This is a genomic window from Vibrio sp. AH4, assembly GCF_030710545.1.
Lineage (GTDB): Bacteria > Pseudomonadota > Gammaproteobacteria > Enterobacterales > Vibrionaceae > Vibrio > Vibrio metoecus.
In genome coordinates this window covers 1,301,795-1,322,217 of sequence record NZ_JALAIV010000001.1, presented here as the reverse complement: position 1 = coordinate 1,322,217, position 20,423 = coordinate 1,301,795, and the positions used below count along the sequence as shown (strand labels likewise).

General features: G+C 47.9%; 18 protein-coding genes. All 18 read right to left on the bottom strand.

Translation table 11 applies throughout. The features are described 5' to 3' along the window. Positions 1-51 precede the first annotated feature (51 nt). The 18 genes from MKA69_RS06265 to csrD all read right to left on the bottom strand — a co-directional run bounded on the left by MKA69_RS06265 (position 52) and on the right by csrD (position 20,262). On the bottom strand, positions 52-1,095 hold the full coding sequence (locus MKA69_RS06265) for a rod shape-determining protein (protein ID WP_000473772.1): 1,044 nt from the start codon (positions 1,093-1,095) through the stop codon (positions 52-54). 167 nt (positions 1,096-1,262) lie between these two features. Continuing rightward, positions 1,263-5,402: a DUF6701 domain-containing protein gene (locus MKA69_RS06260; RefSeq protein ID WP_305847697.1), complete on the bottom strand. Its 4,140-nt coding sequence runs from the start codon at positions 5,400-5,402 to the stop codon at positions 1,263-1,265. Further along, complete coding sequence (locus MKA69_RS06255; RefSeq protein ID WP_162232753.1) at positions 5,392-5,817, bottom strand: MSHA biogenesis protein MshP; 426 nt, start codon at positions 5,815-5,817, stop codon at positions 5,392-5,394. Before MKA69_RS06255 ends, MKA69_RS06260 begins: the two co-directional genes overlap by 11 nt. Continuing rightward, positions 5,789-6,559, bottom strand: coding sequence for a PilW family protein (locus tag MKA69_RS06250; protein WP_000086318.1), 771 nt, complete (start codon positions 6,557-6,559; stop codon positions 5,789-5,791). The genes MKA69_RS06255 and MKA69_RS06250 overlap by 29 nt, the downstream gene beginning before the upstream one ends. Beyond that, on the bottom strand, positions 6,559-7,125 hold the full coding sequence (locus MKA69_RS06245; protein WP_001145021.1) for a prepilin-type N-terminal cleavage/methylation domain-containing protein: 567 nt from the start codon (positions 7,123-7,125) through the stop codon (positions 6,559-6,561). Before MKA69_RS06245 ends, MKA69_RS06250 begins: the two co-directional genes overlap by 1 nt. Then, a complete protein-coding gene (locus MKA69_RS06240; RefSeq protein ID WP_095475906.1) occupies positions 7,115-7,627 on the bottom strand; it encodes a Tfp pilus assembly protein FimT/FimU in 513 nt (170 codons plus the stop codon). Before MKA69_RS06240 ends, MKA69_RS06245 begins: the two co-directional genes overlap by 11 nt. 60 nt (positions 7,628-7,687) lie before the next feature. Beyond that, on the bottom strand, positions 7,688-8,167 hold the full coding sequence (locus MKA69_RS06235; protein WP_095475905.1) for a type II secretion system protein: 480 nt from the start codon (positions 8,165-8,167) through the stop codon (positions 7,688-7,690). A 35-nt stretch (positions 8,168-8,202) separates the two neighbouring features. Further along, positions 8,203-8,751 (bottom strand): prepilin-type N-terminal cleavage/methylation domain-containing protein, encoded by a 549-nt coding sequence (locus MKA69_RS06230; RefSeq protein WP_000738705.1) that lies wholly within the window; start codon positions 8,749-8,751, stop codon positions 8,203-8,205. Positions 8,752-8,833: 82 nt separating this feature from the next. Beyond that, positions 8,834-9,283 carry a hypothetical protein gene (locus MKA69_RS06225; protein WP_000834930.1) on the bottom strand — a complete coding sequence of 150 codons (450 nt, stop codon included), beginning with the start codon at positions 9,281-9,283 and terminating at the stop codon, positions 8,834-8,836. Beyond that, positions 9,283-10,509, bottom strand: coding sequence for a type II secretion system F family protein (locus MKA69_RS06220; RefSeq protein ID WP_000190440.1), 1,227 nt, complete (start codon positions 10,507-10,509; stop codon positions 9,283-9,285). The genes MKA69_RS06225 and MKA69_RS06220 overlap by 1 nt, the downstream gene beginning before the upstream one ends. An 8-nt stretch (positions 10,510-10,517) precedes the next feature. Then, the gene (locus MKA69_RS06215) at positions 10,518-12,245 is read right to left on the bottom strand and encodes a GspE/PulE family protein (RefSeq protein ID WP_055028221.1); all 1,728 of its coding nucleotides are present in this window, start codon (positions 12,243-12,245) and stop codon (positions 10,518-10,520) included. Continuing rightward, entirely contained in the window at positions 12,235-13,296 is a 1,062-nt protein-coding gene (locus tag MKA69_RS06210) for a M48 family metallopeptidase (protein ID WP_305847696.1), read from the bottom strand. The genes MKA69_RS06215 and MKA69_RS06210 overlap by 11 nt, the downstream gene beginning before the upstream one ends. After that, positions 13,293-14,138 carry an ExeA family protein gene (locus MKA69_RS06205; protein WP_000281365.1) on the bottom strand — a complete coding sequence of 282 codons (846 nt, stop codon included), beginning with the start codon at positions 14,136-14,138 and terminating at the stop codon, positions 13,293-13,295. The genes MKA69_RS06210 and MKA69_RS06205 overlap by 4 nt, the downstream gene beginning before the upstream one ends. A gap of 4 nt (positions 14,139-14,142) precedes the next feature. Continuing rightward, a complete protein-coding gene (gene mshL / locus MKA69_RS06200; RefSeq protein WP_305847695.1) occupies positions 14,143-15,819 on the bottom strand; it encodes a pilus (MSHA type) biogenesis protein MshL in 1,677 nt (558 codons plus the stop codon). 14 nt (positions 15,820-15,833) lie between these two features. After that, the gene (locus MKA69_RS06195; RefSeq protein ID WP_081018414.1) at positions 15,834-16,133 is read right to left on the bottom strand and encodes an MSHA biogenesis protein MshK; all 300 of its coding nucleotides are present in this window, start codon (positions 16,131-16,133) and stop codon (positions 15,834-15,836) included. A 13-nt stretch (positions 16,134-16,146) separates the two neighbouring features. Then, a complete protein-coding gene (gene gspM, locus MKA69_RS06190) occupies positions 16,147-16,797 on the bottom strand; it encodes a type II secretion system protein GspM (RefSeq protein WP_095475902.1) in 651 nt (216 codons plus the stop codon). Beyond that, positions 16,794-18,236: a PilN domain-containing protein gene (locus MKA69_RS06185; protein ID WP_055043592.1), complete on the bottom strand. Its 1,443-nt coding sequence runs from the start codon at positions 18,234-18,236 to the stop codon at positions 16,794-16,796. The genes gspM and MKA69_RS06185 overlap by 4 nt, the downstream gene beginning before the upstream one ends. Positions 18,237-18,249: 13 nt before the next feature. Beyond that, positions 18,250-20,262, bottom strand: coding sequence for an RNase E specificity factor CsrD (csrD, locus tag MKA69_RS06180; protein ID WP_055028971.1), 2,013 nt, complete (start codon positions 20,260-20,262; stop codon positions 18,250-18,252). Positions 20,263-20,423 lie beyond the last annotated feature (161 nt).

The window sequence follows — 20,423 nt, the reverse complement described above, 5'->3', positions numbered from 1 at the left end:
AACCATCCTAGCGCTGAGCAAAATGCCATGCATGGGGCACGACACTACGGTTTATTCTTCGCTAAACAGATCGCCACCGTGCATGTCGATCATTTCTAGGGCTTTACCACCGCCACGAGCAACACAAGTTAGTGGATCATCGGCGATCACGACTGGGATTCCGGTTTCTTCCATCAGCAAACGATCCAGATCTTTCAGCAGTGCACCACCACCAGTCAACACCATACCGTTTTCAGAGATGTCAGATGCAAGCTCTGGTGGACATTGTTCCAGTGCAACCATCACCGCAGATACGATGCCGGTCAATGGCTCTTGCAGCGCTTCAAGGATCTCGTTTGAGTTGAGAGTGAAACTGCGGGGCACACCTTCCGCTAGGTTACGACCACGTACTTCGATCTCTTGCACGTCATCGCCCGGATAAGCGGAGCCGATTTCGTGTTTGATCTTTTCTGCCGTTGCTTCACCAATCAAGCTGCCGTAGTTACGGCGCACATAATTAATGATGGCTTCATCAAAGCGGTCGCCACCGATACGTACAGACGATGAGTAAACCACGCCATTGAGCGAGATCACCGCCACTTCCGTCGTACCACCACCGATATCAATCACCATTGAACCCGTTGGCTCAGAAACGCGCAGACCGGCACCAATCGCGGCCGCCATTGGCTCATCAATCAAGTAAACTTCGCGTGCACCGGCACCCAAAGCTGACTCACGAATGGCACGGCGTTCAACTTGGGTTGAACCACAAGGCACACACACCAGTACGCGTGGGCTTGGTTTCAACACGCTGTTGTCGTGTACCTGGCGAATAAAATGCTGCAGCATTTTTTCTGTGACATAGAAATCTGCGATCACACCATCTTTCATTGGGCGAATCGCAGAAATGTTACCAGGGGTTCGACCGAGCATCTGTTTTGCGGCATGGCCAACCGCTGCAACGGTTTTACCGCCACGGCCTTTGTCCTGACGAATTGCAACAACAGAAGGCTCATCGAGAACAATGCCCTGTCCTTTGACATAAATAAGTGTGTTGGCGGTACCTAAATCGATCGATAGGTCGTTAGAAAACATGCCACGAAGTTTTTTGAACATATTCTTCGTTCGTCCTGCAAGAAATGAGAAGATGAAAATTGCACTAAATGTACCAATGCCTTGCCATCACAGCAAGGCGTTGATCCATAAACATGGACTGAAACACGCAATTTCTAACAGTTATCTAACGGAATGAGAGAAATCGGGATCCATTGAGTGCTTAGTCATTAATTTGATTCGCGCCACCAGATCACCCGATCACTGCCACGGTACAAACCAAATTGCACTCGACCTTGGGTGGTTTGATCAAAGCTGCCGTCACCATCTTTGTCTTCAGCGAGCCACAGTAAGTTGTGCGCATTGAGATCCAACACCGAGTCAATCACCCCACGAGCACCCGCTCCCGGCGCACTAAAGCGAATCGCACTCTGACCTCGGCTCAACGTAGCACTAGGATGCTCAGCCAATATTTGCGGTGGAACAGGAACGCCTGAAGTCAGCACCGTATAGTCGCTTGATGGCAACGTAAAGCCCGTGATATCCGGTAACCCTGTGCAACTATCGTCTGTGGTGCGTACAAAACCATTCGTTGTGTAATGCTCAATGTAGATCGGCTGATCCAACGGTTGAGTTTCTGGTCCATACACATCTTGAATAACTAATTTGCCCCAATACAGCGGCATGGCCCCATCAATGTGTGAAAACGTATATCCCAAACAAGGGGATGCGGCATTTTGCCGATAACAAACCCCATCCTGATCCGTTAAGTTCGAGGCATTCAACGTCAAATCAAACGCAGCATTAAACACGGCTTTAGGTTGTAACGGTTTTTGATACCACACCTTTTCCCCATTTAAGACAATGCCACTGTTGTTTGATGCCTGTCGGCTGACGGGCGAAGTCTGCTGATTATCGAAACCAAGATTCACACCGTTTGCGCTATCACTGTAAGTACGACCACTCCATTGATTGTTATAACGCCACCAAAAGCCGATGAGATAGTTTTGCGTATCCGCATTATTGGCGGATTTAGGCTGTAAATAGAGTCCCGGACTATTGGAATACTCGAACGGCTGCCCTAGATAACTAAAAGCATTGCCCGTTTTACATGCCGCATCTAAGGACACTGTCATCGGCGATACCGCAAAGTAAGCGGGAATAAAGCGCCCAATGGAACCGGTAGATGAAACGGCAATCGGTAGATTGGCACTCGCTAAATCAAGACCAAGATAATGAGTTGGAGCGACCAAAGAGAAATCGAACACCCCGACTTCACTCACTTTTTGTGCCACTGTCGTCATCGCACCAATCTCATGATCATAACTTTCCGTACCGATATTGCCGGCCACACCCGTTGCTGGTTGCACGAGCGCATGTTGCAGGGTGAGATTTTGCTGCTGGTAGTTGTTAACCGTTAAATTATTAGTGAAGTCATTATCTTCAACCGGTTCGGCGGCAACCGCTTGGATATTCAGATCAAAGTTTTCATCCGCTCTCGCAAAAACATTACAACTCATATCCGCCGCAGAGCATTTGCCATCACTGTTATAAAAGCTTTTCGCACTCAAAACCAATGCTCTTGGAACACGGATAAAACTATCTTGCCCTTCGAGAAGCAGATCTTGCTCATCACCACTGCCCGTGAAACGAGCATGCAGAGCTAAATTACCCACTTCACTATAAGAGATCGGGAAACTCGCCTCACCATTTTGATTAAAGTTCAAACTTATCGAGGTCGCGTTATTTGCAGACTGACCAATTGGTGTTCCATTTACCCCCACAGTGACGGATTGGAATCCACTATTATTGGCCGTCGGATTGAGGTATTCACTCCAAAACGCCACTGATTTTTGGACATTGCCAAAACTTGGTAAGCATTGTTGTGAAGCATTATCTTTGCGCACCGCTTTTAGGGTAGCCGTGACCGTTTGGTTGGCATAAGCATTGGGTACATCGACAATAAAGCCGCTGTCGGCGAAGTCGATGTAGCAGTTACTTTTTGAAAATGAACCCGCAGCCCCTGTTCGACTACATAAATTTTCATTATAAGCCTGTGCTGTCGGGGTTGAGCCCGAAATATCGACAGTGACTCGTCCGGCGGTATTACGGCGCAGCTGTTTGGTACCCACACCGTTAGTCAGTGATGCGTTATACCCACCAACCCAGCCACCATCGGCATTCGGTGTTGAGGCTGGGACTAAATTTGCGCTGACAGGATCAGCAAATAACGAGCTACAACTGGCATCTGCACAGGCTTGAATCACCACATCACTGGCACCACATGTAAGCCCATTGCTTGGTAATATCAGTCGAAAATGGTTAATTTGTTCGCCTACGGGTCTTGAATTAAGCGCGCACACTTGGAAATTATCAATTTCATGATAGTTGGTGTAAGACCCCGTCGAGCCAGTAATGGACATGATTAACTCGTTGGGGACAGATTCCTGTCCCTGAAAGTTCATCACATTCAAAGGGCCAATCAAGTTACTCCAAGCACCAGTGCCAATTTTACGCCTTACTGTCACCATCGAGGTTGACGCTTGTGTTGAGTCAATAATGATCTGATAACGGTGCTGGGGGCTACCATTCGTCCCATCAACTGCTGGGCTCAAGCAAGTACCATTCGGATTCATCGCCGTGCCATTCGCACAGGTTCCGGCTAAATAATTGTATCCAGAATACCCAGCCCCAGAGCCACGCAAAACAACCGACTGACGTCTCGCCCCAGGGCCATTTCCTCCCCCTTCGATCGAGTAATTCCCGTACTCGTCTAAACCAATACCTAGCCAACCGCCTGCAAAACCGGGTTTTTGCTCATTATTCTTATAACCGTAACCCAGCGGCCCCCCAAAAGCCCCCACTTGTGGAGTAACTTGGGCATCAGAGAATACAATCGCAATCCCGTCCGCACCATTTCCCCCATACGCAAAATAATCGAACTCAAGCTCGACGCGGTTTCCTGCAGCAGGAAAGATACGTTGGAATGTCGAAGCCGTCGCTTGATTCACTCTCGCCTCGGTGAGACGTAAACGTTGACTCACAATAGAAGGGGTAAAGGTTCCACTACTTTTAAAGACTCGCCATTGATCGCTAAGGCTAGGTGAAGAAAAGTCGTCTGAAAAACACTGCAAACCAGATTGCTGACAAGAATGCCGGAGTTGAGCAAGCTGTGCGATTTTTGAATTAGATAAGCCAGAACCGTATATCGACAGCTCATCAATATATCCATTAAACGCCCGTGAAGCAGAACTTAAATCCGTTCCTATTTGCAACGGAAGGTTATTGTTCAACAGCACATAATTCGTGTTAGCGGATTTATTCAGTTGGCCGTTAATAAAAATAGCTTGCCGCTCACTGCCGCGATAACGGTCATAACGAATCGCAATATGTGACCACTGATTGCGAGGGATGGATGCCGTGGAGGTGAGCGTTAAAGCCGCTCCGGTATCTCTTTCCCAATACCAATACACGCGACCTTGGCTATCTAAGTGAAATTCATAGTTACCATCTTTAGAAATGATGGTCATGATATCTGAGTTCGGGTAACTCTTGGGGTAAACCCAAACTGAAATCGTAAACGCATCTTTAAAATTCAATGCCGAGTCATTCGGAATATTCACGTACTGCGCTTGGGACTGATTAAAAACACCGTAACCACATGTACCGTTTGAATCGATATCAGCCGGTAAGGCTGGTGTTTGATTGGCCGTATTTGCCCCGTTAACCGCCACACCGTGTAAAGCATTCGCTACCGTATTCTTCACTTCTCCCGTATTACCGGCCCATGCCGACTCATCGAGATGATAGCGCGCCACTAACTTATCGCCTTGACACATACCATTGAAGTCGGCAAGCTCCACCGCCTCAAGATCCACTACGGTGCTTCCTGAATTGGCTAGTCCGCCTCCCGTCGCAATGGCGCCCGTAATAGTGGAATTGGCAGAAATCGTTACCGAACCCGCTACATACAAAATTCCGTTGATATGTAAATTGCCATTCAGCACTAATGATCCAGCAACATAAATAATCAGATTTTCTGCGTCACCAGAGGTATTAAGGTAGGTGTTATCATTGATCGTGAGTGTATTGAAATATAAGCGCGCGGTTTTGCCGGAAGCCACCGAAACTGCGTAGCCTGACAGCGTGCCTGAGTTGTATTGGTAGTCCCCGGGAGCCCAGACGCCACAGTTGCTTCCATTGCAGTTCAGATCTCCCAGGCTCGGCAAATTAGAAGGGGGAACTAGCCCATAAGGAGAGTGATTTTGGCTCGGCGGGTCGGTAAAAATATCGGAACACAAAGGTACGGCAAACGCAGGCATTGAGTAAGCGAACAAGAGTAACAACAACGTGTATAGTTTAATTTTCACTTCTTACTCCTACTTCAACAACGCGTTGTAGTGTCCAGTCTCCTATTTGGCAGCGACCTGACGCTTTTAACTGATAAACCTGTTCACCACTGTCTAACATACCTAAATTATTGCATATAACGCTGGCTTCGCACTGAGATAATCCTTGCCCATCAAAGCCCATATTTTGTTGGGCATTAGTATGGCAACTGCCTTCTGTCGTGGTTTGATAAAAACGGCTCAGTTCAATATTGAGCGCTGAACGTGCTGCCATTTCTGCGCGAGTACCGAGCACCATAGACACCAGATGTTGGCTATTACGCTCTTGATTTCGGTTAGCCACTAGCGCGACAAACCCGACAACAACGATAAGAAAAACCACCAGAATCAAGGCATTGCCCTGCTGCTTACGGCGTATTGTAGACCAAGGCATCATGATCAAACCTTACTGTTTCACCTTGAGCGGCAAAGGTGAGTTCTATTTTAATGAGTCCATTGCGCTGCAACTGGGCAGGCAGCACCGCAAAATTTGCCGCACTTAAATTCTCTGCCATTAACACCCGTTCGTTACCTAAATAAGCAGGAGCCAATAACGTTCGGTTTAACGCATAATTGGCATAACGGTATATGCGGCTGCCTTCCTCATAACAATAGGCGACCGGTGATTGATAAAAATATGCGCGATTAGCTGGGGATTGGCGAGTAAACAAGGTGGATTGCACTAAAGGAACGTCCACCATCTTCAAAGGTTCTGAAAAATCCACTGCACTCGCCACTTCAGCAATTTGCCCAGCCGCCGGTAACAATTCTTCTCGCAGATCTTGTGCTGATAGAGGAGAAATCACCAAACGCTCTCCCGCATTAATTTGTTTATTCACGGGCAATACCCGAAATTGATTAATACTGGTTGTAGGAAAGGATTGATAGATCGCACTATTCACAATCGGCAGAAACTCAATACAGCCGTTGGCAACCATCACACTATTGGGAACGGCTTCACGCAATTCTCGGCTCATACGCTCTGTGATAAATCGACCTTGTTGAATAAGTGCTTCACGCGCAGAGGTATCAGCGTAAATCCCCATCGCTTGCCCCAGAATATTGCCCAAGAACAGACCAACGATGCCGAGTAGAATAATGGTGATCACCATTTCAATCAGGGTAAAACCACGACTCATTAGTAGTTCCCTTTTATGGCAGCAAATGGATAGGCATTACCTTGCGGATCATAAATCACAATCGCAATCCGCTTATAGTGGGTAGCCACTGAAGCCGGCGTTGCGGAAAACTGCCCGCTATTATCCGTCTCATAAAACACTTGGATAGCGACAGAAAAGCGATGATATTCGCTCGAAAGATCATTCCCCAATACATCGGTGACAGAAATGGGAGTCGATGTAATGTAATCATCGACATCGTTGTATTCGGTATTACTCAGTATGCCCTCTTTGCCAAGTGCGGAGGGAGCGGTGCAATCTTGACGACCAGACACAGCAACAATCACGCACTCCGGTAATCCACCGTTAGGCCCTGATTGTTCATCAAACTGCCGACCAAGAATCTCATCCAACACCGCTCGGCCTAACTCTGCGGCTTTAACCGCCATCACTTGTTCTGCCGTTTGTTTGGATCGCGGGTACAGTGCCGTCGTCACGCCAACCAAAGCAATCCCAAGCACCACAATAACGATCACCATTTCAATCAGCGTAAAACCACGTGATAGGTTGGGAGAGTTAACAGGCATAGATATACCCTTCGGTGTTCACACAGACTTGGCGGGCGTCGTTATTCGTCACACTACCGATGCGCACAACACAACCCGTAGCAACACATTGAGTGGCGCGACCTAAACGGTCAAAATCCAGAAAAGATTGGCCACCACTCCCACTCAAAGAGAGGCTGACTCCGCTGGCGGCGGCATCCACCATCGAAGGATCTGAGGTATTACTAGGAAAAGCAGTGAGGCAATTTTCTTGCATAACTTGCGGAGAAACTTGAATGGCGGCTGTGCTCGTCAGTAACCAGCGATTGCAGTAGCCTGTTCGCTGCATTGCACGGCTTTGAGTTAAACGCAATGATGCCAATACTTCACTTTGTGTCGTAATGACCGCAAAAGAAGACGGACCAAGAAAACGGCTTGCCGCATAAGCAGAAACTATCCCTAGTAGGATAATCACCACTACCAGTTCGATAAGGGTAAAACCTTGTGTTTTACCCTGAGACAACTCAATACTGCTTTGCCGCATGGCGAACAAATCTAGCTCAAGCCGTTAGAGAACAAAGGCCAGACAAGCTGGCCTTTAAAATCAGTCACATTCGCTAACTGAGATTGTAGGTTGAGCATTACTCACTGTTGTAAACAGTGAGTATGTTACAGAGCATTTAGTTGCATTAGCACCAGTAACACCATTTTTAAAGCTATATGATATCGACTCAGAACCTGCTGTAGCACTTGATGCAACAACAGACCAATCTGAATTTAATCCTGAAACAGCCAAGCCAATACCATTAGCATTGGCAGCTGGGTAACCCCAAACAAGAGCCACATCATCACTGCCGATTGTTACTTCCTGCCCAGTTGCAAATCCTTCTTTTCCATCTAATGCAGCTCGGCCGTAAACGATACCTGCTGCACCTTGCATTGCTCCTTTTAAGCCTTGCAGTGACGCTTCTCGCGCATCCCCTTGCAGGTTTAAGAAACGTGGAGCAGCCGTCACTGCCAAAATACCGAGAATGACAATCACCACTACCAATTCAATCAGGGTAAAACCGCCTTGTCTTTTCATTATTACTTTCTCTCTTTCAATGTGAATACGCAGAATTACTGCAAGGTAACGGTCACGCGACCAGTTTTGACTTCGTAAACAAACTCATGTTGGCTGCCTTTTTCATTCTGCACATAAGTACAGGTGGCAGCGCCCGCATCCGCTTTCGCCGAATACTTATAATCTGAACTGCTAGCAGCTTGTGTCACCGTGCCGACTTGCGGTGGGTTTTGTAGTAAATTCTCCATCAAATCAATACAAGCTTGATCAGAAAGACTTGAAGGATAAGTCGTGTTATCCGTGTTCAGTCCTAGAGGGTAACCATCGCGATACCCGCTGGTATCTGAGGTCGTTAACCAGAAATCCACACCATCATAGTTGATTGACGGGTACTGATTGGCGGTGGGTCTAGCTTGCGCTTCCCACTGTGCTCGTGCTGAAAGTACCCCAGTGGCAAAACCCCCAGCAACGCCTTCGATGCTGGCTTTTTTCGCTTCATCAGTCACATCGAGAAAACGGGGCAACGCGGCAACCGCAAGTAGCCCAACGACTACGATGACAATCACTAATTCGACCAACGAAAAGCCTTGCTGCATTTTCTTCATATATTTGACTCACTTACCTAACGTATGGCGTGCATTATACGCCGTTTTGGGGCTTTGATGTCGCTAAAGTGTCAGAAAATTCTCACATTAAAAATCTGACATTCACCGCAAAAAAACGGTCTTTCAATTCCACTTCAATCTGAGCTATCTCGCTATACTGATAGTCGCAACGATAACCATTAGCCAAATTGATACTCGTCACTTTAGGCAACCAGTCGAGCACCTTACGATCAGGATAGAGCAAAACTAGCACTTTTTCACAGTCAACTCCTTGATCGACCTTGGGAAAAACCCACCCGTTCTGCATAAAAACCCGATCCTGTTCAAATCGTAGTTGTTCCGGACGCCCTTGCAACACCCATTCTTGCTTGTAAGTGTTGGCGCGCTCTGCCATGCGTTGCTTAGTGACCTCGATGGCGGTCTGCATCGTTTCTCGCGACATGGAACGCCAAACCGAAAAAAGAGCGCTGATCAAAACCAACACTAACAACACCCAAACCGCAAAACGAGCTCGCTCAAAACCGCTTTTCATTAGCGACCTTTAAGGGCATCCATCATGCCCCACATCGGCAAGAAGATACCCAGAGCCAGCACCAATACCATTGCCGCAACAAATACCAACAAAACAGGTTCAATACGTGCAGTGAGCGTTTTTAAATCATAATCCACTTCACGATCATAGAAATCTGAGACCTCTAATAAAAGCTCATCAATTCGCCCCGTCTCTTCCCCTACGCTCACCATTTGAATGACTAAAGGGGTGAAAATTTTTGCATTCACTGCCGTGGTTGAAATGGAGACCCCCGATTCAATCTGGCTTTTCATTTCCAAAATGCGCTGCTCAAGAAACTTATTATCAATCGCCTCCGCAGACAGCGCTAAAGATTGGTTAAGCGGGACACCCGCTGAAAGCATCAGTGAAAACGTCCGAGAAAAACGAGATAACTGAGCACGGTTCACAATGCCGCCAACAATCGGCATACGCAGTCGTAAATGATCCCACTTGATCCGCCCATCAGTGGTGTTTATCCACGCCCGAAAGGCAAAAAACAGGCCCACCATCACCCCGAGCAGCAAGCCCCAGTAATTAACAAAAAAATCGGAAGTGGCGATCAAAATTCGGGTGGGTAATGGCAAGTCGACCCCAAAACGACTGAACATGCTGGTAAATTGTGGGATCACTTTGACGTTGAGAATAAACATCGCCATCACCACAAAGCTAATGACAAAGGTGGGGTAACGCATCGCCGTTTTGATCCGCTTGCGCGTTTCAACTTCTTGTTCGTAATAATTAGCCAGTTGTAATAAGGCCTGATCTAAACGCCCCGTGTTCTCACCAACCTGAATCATGGAAACGAATAATGGGCTAAATACCCCAGGATGCATCTGCATCGAAGCGGAAAGGTTGCGCCCATTGGTTAACTCATTACACACTGACTCTAACGCCGCTTTCAGTTGTTTATTATGACAATTTTGGGTTAAACCACGCATTGAACGCAGCAAAGGAACCCCGGCTTTGGTCAAACTAAACATCTGCCGACAAAATATCACTAAAACCTCTAGGGGAACGGACGGTGTCAGCCAAGCTTGCCAATTGACATTCCAACTACTTTTCGAGGAACCGCCCTGCGCAATAGAGGTCGGCACGATACCTTTATTGAGTAACATATCAGCGGCTAACTCTTCGCTCGCGGCCTCAACCAATCCGGAGGCTTTACTTCCATCCGCATTACGCCCTTGATAATAAAAAGTCGCCATGCTTACTCCTACAGATAAATCGGCTCAACAAGACCGGAAGAGTCTCCTTCACCCAACGACATGACTTCATCAAGGCTCACAACCCCTTGCAACGCCAGCTCCATCGCAGAGGCAAGCAACGGTTTATAATCCGAATTACGACGTGCTGCTTGCGAAAAGGCGACGGCATCATTGGCGCGTAAACAATCCATCATCGGCTGATCCAACTCAAGCATTTCAAATACCCCAATTCGACCGCGATAACCGGTCAAATTGCAGTTTTGGCAACCGCGCCCGCGCATGAAAGTGGCAGAAACTTGGTTTGGGAAACGAGTGACAAGCCACTGTCGGCGTGCTTCATCAACGGCATCATGACTACTGCAATCAGGGCACACTTTACGCACGAGTCGTTGTGCCACCACAGCACGTACCGCACTCGCCACCAGATACCCCGGCGCCCCCATATCGATCAAACGCAGTGCGCTGTCCACGGCATCATTGGTGTGTAAGGTGCTCAGAACTAAGTGGCCAGTTAATGCCGCCCGCAAGCCGATTTCCACCGTTTCCTGATCGCGCATCTCCCCCACCAGAATGATGTCGGGGTCTTGCCGTAAGAAAGTTCGTAGTAAGGTGGAAAAATCGAGATTAATTTTAGGATTCACCTGAACTTGGTTAACCCGAGAAATACGATATTCGACCGGGTCTTCGGCGGTGATGATTTTTTTGCCGGAGGTATTGAGCTCACTCAATGCCCCATACAAGGTGGTGGTTTTTCCCGAGCCTGTTGGACCGGTAACCAAAATCATGCCATGTGGACGCTTAAGTTGCTGACGAAGACGTACTAATAAGTGTGGCGGGATCCCGGATTCTTCTAATTTACGAACGCCTGTGGATTGGTTAAGCAAACGCATCACCACCGATTCGCCATGTTGGATCGGCATCGTTGACATCCGGATATCAACCGACTGGCCTTTGACTCGAATGTTAAATCGACCATCTTGCGGCATCCGTTTTTCCGAAATATCCAGATTCGCCATCAGTTTTAAACGCAGCACTAATGCTGAAGCAATATTCACTTCATGCAGTAAGGTTTCATGCAACACACCATCAATCCGCTGGCGCAAACGCAATACGTTGGCATCGGGTTCGATATGAATATCAGACGCTCCGACCTGAATCGCATCTTCAAACAACGAGTTAATCAGCTTAACTACCGTCACTTCATCACTGTCTGAATCCGTGATCTCAAAGTCGAAGCTGTCGTTGGTTTTGTGTTCGGCATGCAACTGCTCAGCAAACGAGACGATCTCTTTGGTGCGGCGATAGTAGCGATCAAAACCATCCACTAGCTGCTTTTCGGGCGCAATCACAAACTCAAAACCATACTCGGGCAGTTGGTTAAGCAGCGCTTCTTGTGCGAAAAGATCCGCAGGATCGCTCATCGCGATACGCAAAATATCGCCACTGCGTCCAATCACCAAGGCTCGTAAGCGGCGGGCGTGAACTTCAGGCAACAGCGGGACTGCATCGATATCCACATTCGCTCTGCTCAAGTCAATCACCGGTAAACCGAGCTGTTGCGCCAAAAAGTTCAGTAGCTGGTTTTCACTAAGAAAGCCCAGTGAAATCAAGGTATCCCCTAAGCGACGCCCTGTATTTTTCTGGGTATTCAGAGCTTGTTCAAGTTGCGCTTCACTGACGATGCCTTCTTCAACCAACAAATCACCCAGACGCTTACGCAGTTTATTAATTGGCACTTTGTGTCTCCTGTAAACTGGTCAGTAATTGCAGGCGCTGTTGGATAAAGGCTTGGGATTGGCTGGAAAGTCCAACGTTGTTCAAGGCTTGCTGATACGCCTGCTGTGCGGCCGGCCATTGCAGAGCGCGCTCTTGTTGAATGGCCAATCCGAGCCACCAACGGCCGTTATTGGGTTCTTGTTCAGTCAACAACTGATAGCTTTGTAAAGCCATTGCATCTTGCTTCGTTTTTTGTGCCAGTGCTGCACGTAGCGATAAGTATTCGACGGTGGGCTGGTGAGGCAAATAGGCTAATGGCACTAATGCGGCAGCATCTTGTTTTTCTCTAGCCAGTAACTTGGCAAGCGCAAGGCGCAGCACTTCCCCATCCGGATTACGTTCAATCCCCGCCTGCATCAAATCAAACGCTTTTCGCCCATCCCCCTTGCCATAATAAAGTGCCGCCAGTTTTTGTCGGGTTAATTCGTCTTCTGGGGTATAGCGTAGCGCTTCACCATAAGCATTCACAGCAGCTTGGAAATCGTTACTTTCCATGGCTTTTTGTGCTCGTTGTAATGCCTTTTGTGCCAACTGTTCCGGCGTGAGTGCCACCTGTTCCACAATCATCACAGGCTGAGTTGCCGGGAGGACTTCCTCTTCATCGGCTGATAGCGGCGCTTGAACATTTGTCGCTAAGGTCAGCTCAGGCTCCGGTTTAGCTACCGTCAACGTCGTTTCAAGCTGAGCGATCGGTTGCGGTTTGGCTTGCACCTGTGCGATGGGCTCACTTTTGATAGGCGCGGTATATAAGGCAACGGCTTGCTGCGTGGTTTTTTGCGTTGGAGATGGAAGATCCTCCTGCACCACCATAGTGGTTGCCGTTTGAGATACGGCAGGGGCTTGTAAAGAGACTGACCAACCACCAACGGCTAAACTGATACCGAAGCCCAACACCGCCCATAGCCAAGCGGGACGTGCTTTAGAAGGAGCAACCTCAATCCGTTCAATGCTCGATAGACGAGAGTGATTGGGTTTGGCGCTTTTGGCCAATGCTTGATTCACCGCACTCATGGCTTACTCCATCCCCACAATACTGGGGTTTTAAATCTGGGTTTGCAGCTGTCATAGGTATCATGAATCGCGGCAAACAGGTGATGCTGATTAATCAACGGGCTTTGTTCGTGCCAAGCCAGTAACAGAGCCTTATGACATATTTGGTTGATCAAACGCGGGATCCCTTGTGATGCCCGCCATACGGCTTTCTTCAGCGCCGGATTAAACAGGGGATAAGGCGCTTTCGCTTTGTTTAAACGGCTCTCAATGTACACTTCCGTTTCAGCTTGGCTCAGTGGGCGTAAATGCGCATTGAAGGTGATCCGCTGCCGAAACTGGCGTAGATGATGTTGTGCTAACCTTGCATCTAATTCAGGCTGGCCAATCAGAACGATCTGTAACAACTTAGTCTGCTCGGTTTCCAAGTTACCAAATAGTCTCAGCGTTTCTAACGCCTCATCAGAAAGTGCCTGCGCTTCATCCACCAAAGCCACAATTCGTTTACCTTGCTGATGCAGCTCAATCAATCGTGTTTGGATCTGCTCAACAATTCGCACCGCTGAAACCACTTCAAGCTGCAATTCGGCTGCCACCGCCTGCCGTAACTCTTCGCCACTGAGCATGGGATTGGGCAAATAAATCAGTGCCACCTCATCACCGAGGTGAGTGAGCAACATCCGACACACCATGGTCTTCCCCGTCCCCACTTCACCGGTCAGCTTTGTCACTCCCTCTCCCATTTCTATCGCCGCACTTAAGGTTTGAATGGCCTCAAAATGTGGGGCTAACCCCAGAAACAGTTCGGTATCTGGGGTTAAGTGAAAAGGAAGTTGCTCCAGACCAAAGTGCGATAAATACATACATTTACTTGCTTTCTGGGAACCAGTCTTGCAACAAGCTGCGCGAACGCTCCAACTCTTTTTGCCACGTATTCACACCAACCACCGTCGGTTTAAGCAAAATCACTAACTCTGTTTTTTGAGTCTGTTTAGAGGTGTTACGAAACAGATGACCTAGCCCAGGAACATCGCCAAGAAATGGCACTTTGGCAACCCGATCCACCGTGTTGGACTTCATCAAACCACCAATCACCACCACATCACCATCTTTCGCTCGGATCACTGAGTCTGACTCCCGGATCGAACTTCTCGCTAACGGCAGCTCTATTTGCTGGCTGTTGTAGGTGATGCGCTTGGTCTGTTGCTCCACTTCGATAACCGCAGGGTGAACATGCAGTAACACATTACCTTTATCGTCAATTTGCGGGGTCACATCTAATGAAATACCAGAGAAGAAAGGGGTCAGAGTAATGTCGGGGGAGGCTTGCGCGTTATCGCCAGTCCCCACGACACTCGATAAATCCGTTACATAATATTCATCGGTACCGACTTTAATCACCGCTTTCTGGTTATTAGATGCAGTGACGCGTGGGCTTGAGAGCACATTTAAGTCGCCCTGTGTCGACATAAAGCTCAGTACGGCCTCAAAACTGCCGCTAGAAACCACCACATTCGATTGGCCTCCCAATAGCGTCCCTATCGCATCGAGTCCCGGTAAAATAGAGCTGATTGGATTGCCATTGGTGTCTTGAGCGATCGTTCCGGTACCGATCTGGTAATTAGTTCCATTTGCGGAGAAAGCTTTGCTCCAATTAATCCCTTGCTCATAGCCATCACTGAGTGTGACTTCAAGAATTTTGGCTTCTAAAATCACTTGGCGCTGCATACGCTGCTGAGAAATACCTAAAAACTCGGTAACCTGACGAATTTCATCAGGATAAGCGCGTAGGGTCAGCACCCCAGCTTGCGGGTTAGCCACGACCGTTTGGCCACCACTGCTGCCAAGCAACTGAGCCACGGCTTTTTCCAGTTGAGGCCAGAAATCACTTTCGTTGGTCGTTTCAATCTCTGTACCACCGCGAGCATCGCTTCTTTTGGAATTAGAATTGCTCGAAGATCCATCCGAAGAGCTATTACTACTACTGGATGAAGAGCTACTACTTGAATTTGAGTTATTGGTGTCCGTATTGGTGATCGTCCCGGTCGTAATCGCGGTTAAAGAGCGCCCAGTACGCTTAAATTGCAAGTAGTCGACCGGAATCGTTACCGTGCGAAGCCCCGCTGGATACACTTGAATGACTTTGCCTTCTTTAACGATATCAAAGCCATACAAATCACGCACAACGCCAAGTGCTTCATCCAAAGTGACATCCGTAAGGTTAAGTGTAATGCGTCCAGTCACCGCGGGATGAAGCGCGGCGCTGTATTCAGTTCCCTGTACCAAGCTAGTAAAAAAGGCTTTGGCTTCAACCTCTTTGGCTTGAATGCGAAAACGCTGCAAGGTTTTGGGTTCACTGGCGGTAAGCGTGTCCATATCGGGCATCAAATCCGCTTCCACTGACGGCGGTAATTGGTCAATCTGGCGACTGCTCTTCTCGTTAATGGCTTGGTTGAGAGCTTGTTTAGCCTCCACCGGATCACGGTGTCCCATTGAGCATCCCACTAAAGAGGCGACCACTGACGCGAGTACGATTTTACGCATAAGACTTTGTTACCTTATTGTTTTATATCGAGCGCAAAGAGTGCCAACTGCCACTCTTTCCCTGCTCGGGTGAGTTTCACCTGATCGGGATGGATGGCTGTAACATGATAACCATTCACCACATCCCCTTGCGCTACCACGGTTTGTTCGATAATCGCATAACAGCGATTACCCTCCGCACACACAATACTTTGTAGAGCAGGCACAGGGTAAGTTGGTGTTCTTTTTTGCTCGGTTTTTGTTGGACTTTCCCACCCTAAAGGGGCGGTTGGGTCGACATTGGCGTAACTGTGCGTTGCGATGATTAGCGCCAACAGCGCTGCATGTTTAACCACCGATAAACTCCTCTCGACTGCCCAAAGTATAGACTTCTAGGATCACCCGAGCCTGTGGGTAGTTTTCCACTTGATACTGAAAACGGCGCCAATAATATTTCACAGGTAACGCTTCTAAGGTTTGCAAATAGTCACGAATGGCGAAGTAAGATCCCGTGAACTCCATACGTACCGGATGCAAATAATATTCCGATTCCATATTGGTGTCTTTCGAACGCACAATAGGTTCCGCAGGCAAGGATTCTAGCGATACCAATTTCAGTTGTTGACCCTGTCTGAGCACATTTTCCAATAAATTCGGCATCTCTGAAGGTGCCACCATCGCCGTGATCTGCTCTGCCAATTGCAGTGAGATCTCCTGACTGTGTAGCGTCAGCTGTGATAACTCAACATCCAATTCCTGATCTGGGTTTCTTGCGAGCTTTGCTTGCAACGCCATGATTTCGCCTTGCAACAACTGATTACTAGAAGTCAGAGTTTGAACTTGCAATTGGCGCGCTTCACTTTGCTTCAATGCTGGCTCAATCAAGCCCATCCACAATGACAGCACCACCACCACGACACCACAAAGTGCGATCAACCCTTTTTCACGCTGTGAAAGCGCGGAAAACTGTTTTTCCATCGTTTGCCAACGTGATCTCATTTCAGATTCCCTCGCTGGGTATTCAATTCAAAGGTGATCATATCCTGATCATTACGACCAATTTTCAGTTGTTCGAAGCTTCTGCCCATCAAATGCAGTTCTTGTTTAAACTGATTTATCCAGTTTGGAATTGCGGCGGGATCACGAGCTAACCCTTGTACGTTCAGTTGAAGCGCATCTAAGGTAATACTGCTTAAAGAGATATCACTGCGCGCTAACTGCGCCAATGAATTTAAAACACCGGAATACCCAGTTTGCTGCGCGGCATCAAACTGACCAATCGCCTGTTTGGCTTCCTGTTTAGCTACGATTTCTTTTTTCAAACGCTCAATCGCCGCTAATTTTCCAGCTGATGGCAGATGATTGGCCGCTTGCTGACGCAGGCTCGTGGCTTGCGTCGTCAACGTTTGGTTCTCATCCTGCTGCTGTTGCAGTTGTTGATGGCTCACCATATTTTGATAGCCAACGCCAGCATACCCTAGCAACAGCACGGCACTTAACGCTAGCCAGACCAGTAATAGGTTGGTTAATGTGAATTTTTCTTGTTTTGGCTTTAAATGGTCTGGATAAAAGTTGATCGTGTCTTGCGATACATTACGAGCATAACGTGCCAGTTGTTCACCGCAGGAAATGGCCGCTTCCCCATCCAACCCTGAAGCTCGGACACTTAGCCGAGCATTCAACCCTTCAATCAGCGCTTCTCGATCTTCCCCATCACAACACACTTTAAGTTGTTGTAAAGAGCCGCCTTTTAACTGAGCAGAGAGATAATCAATCGATCGCTGTAACTCCAACGCCAAACTATCCAACTGCAGAGCACTCACCGCATTATCCGTCACCGGAGCCGTAATCCCACGCAGTGTTCGCTGAAAGCTGCATTGGCGCTCCACAAAGGCATCTAACTTAAAGCTGCCACCCATACTACGGTGCAGCAATAAGAAATGGCTCAGTTCTCCCCCTGTCAGTCCCCATATCGCTTGCTCTGGAATAATTCGGCCAAGCGTTAACCCCGCCGCTAACGCCATGCTTTGCAGTTCCAAAATGGTGCGCTTGCTGATCACATAGGCTTGAACTTTGCCACTGCCCGGTAGTGGGTGAGCATCTGCTACCACATCGGTCACTTTCTCACTGAGCATATCTTTAAGTAAAAAAGGCAAAGCGGCTGACCACTCTTCACGTGGTACGCTAGGTTGCTCAATTTGATAAGCTTGATAAAGCTGAGAATGGAGTACGAGGTGGATTTGTACATCATGAATCGCGTGTTTTTGCAGCGTTTGTACTAACACGGATTGCCAGTTTTGTTGGTTTAAAGCTTGAGGTGGGATCGGGGGCAGATCGTCTGTCGTAAAGTACAAACTTTCAGGCTGCACAACAACATAGAGCTGCTGAGAGGCAACCTTAGGGGCAAACAATTTTTCTATCCAACTCGTTTTTTTCATGTTCTAACCACGGCTATTTGGTTCTCCATCGATTGCGTTTACCGACGGGTATCAAAGACATACGCTGGGATAGCTTCGTTTGTTCGCGAGGTTGTGGCGGCAGCATTTGTTGTTCATCATCAAACAACCGCCCTTGCACTCCCTTAACACCAAGCATCTGTAAGGTTTGCCACTCTTGTTCGGTCTCAACCCCTACCGCAATCACTTCGGTTTGTGTACCTCCGCACACGCCCACCAAGCTGCGTACAAACAACTGGTTCTCGTGGCGTTGGTCGATTTTTTTAATCAAACTCCGATGAAGTTTAAGATAGTTGATTTTTAAGTCTTTGATATAGTGAGTGCTAACAATTGTTCGTCCCGCCTGCCCGACCACGACTTTGCAGCCCAATCCGGCTAACATACGAATAATTGGGCGCATATAATCCAAATGCTTGATCAAATGCGCTTCGGCGAACTCAAAAGATAATGCACTTCTAAGATAAAAAGGCATCTGCATCAATTCGTTACGAATAAAGCGAGCATACCGTTTATCACTAAACGGGACAACGTGTAAGTTAACCGAGACAGGTTCAATCCGCTCGGCCTGCTTAAGAAAACTGACAACAGAACCAAACACCGCACGATCTAACATCGCTTCATAGCCGACCGTTTCTAATGCCGAACTAAAACGCGACGCTTTCAAAATGCCCTGTTGCGGATCTTGGATTCGTGCAAACAATTCATAATGCACAAATTCTCGCTCACCATTGGCACTAAGAAGATAGCAAGCCTGTCGATACAACAAAATCGCATCCGGACGTAAAGCTTGCTCAAATAGAGTCCGCCAGCGCACGCTGCCACGGTCCTCCTGTAACTGCTTTGGCTTTTGGAAACGACTCCACGCATTCACACCTTGGAGTTGTGCACTTTTTAGTGCGGTTTCCATTTCATCGATAATGCGCCCACGCCGCTCCCCCTCTTGATACATGGTGACACCAATATGGAACCAATTTTCTTCCGAAAGCGGCTCCGGGGGCACAATTCGCTCAAGTAGCTTAATCGCTTGTGTTGCCACTTGCGCCACATCTTTACTGCCCTGATGAGGGATGAACAGCGCAAATACATCATCGTAGTAACGAGAAAGAATGGCGTCTGGATAACGTTGGACGATATTAGAAAGACACTCACCAACTTCGATAATAAACTCGTCCACCAAACGCTTGGGGCTCTCTTCACGCGTGGATTCGAGATCATCCAAACGCAGCATCATAACGCCACCATGAGCACCACTTTCCAACAATGCCGATTCTAGTTTGCTGTCGTACAACACGCGATTTGCAGTACCAGTCAATTGGTCTAAAAAGGTTTGGCTGCGAATAAAGGTGTCAAAACGGCTACGCTCTTGGCGCGCATCCTGCAACTCTTCAATCAGGCGATCCAACGCTTCACTAGCCGTATACGGCCACTCTCTAGGATCGCCTTTCGCATGTTGCTCAACGCGGCCAGCTAAGATCATCCGTCCACGTTCTTCCAGCAATTCCGAGCCTAAAAGCTGCTCTTTCAGCCACTTCAAGCCCCGCAATAAGAAAAAGATGATCAGCAAGACCGCTAACGTGGTCGACCACATGGCTTGCAACGAATAGTTGTAACTGAGGTATGGCGGTATGGCTTTAAAATGCATCACGTAATCAGGATTACGTTTGAGGGGTAAGGCGACTTGATATAAGCGTGCCGATTCAATGGTGTTGGCCGTATCTTTGAAACGGTAGACGGTTCCAGCCTCCGACGAAAGCTGCATTTCAATGATCCCACCGGCCTGTAACATTTTCGGCATCCAACGCTGCATCGAATATGCCGCATCGGGATCTTCCATCTCTTTGTCGACAACGTCGACGATTCCCTGCAGATAATGATTAAGGTATTCCTGCCCAAGACGCTGAAAAGACAACGTACCACCGAGGAACAGAATAAACATGGCACTGATCACCGTCATGGTCACAAACGCAACAAGCCGAGTGCTCAGTTTTAACGTCGGTGTATACCTCATTTGTGCCACGTTCCTTATGTGCGCCGCTATCTATTTCTCAGAGGCGAGAAGTTTACATTAAACAATTGAGATAACTATATAAAAAAGCCGCGGAATCCGCGGCTTTTTTCATCAATAGCTGTTCTAAAAAGGTTAACTAAGACAATTAAAAAACACAACAG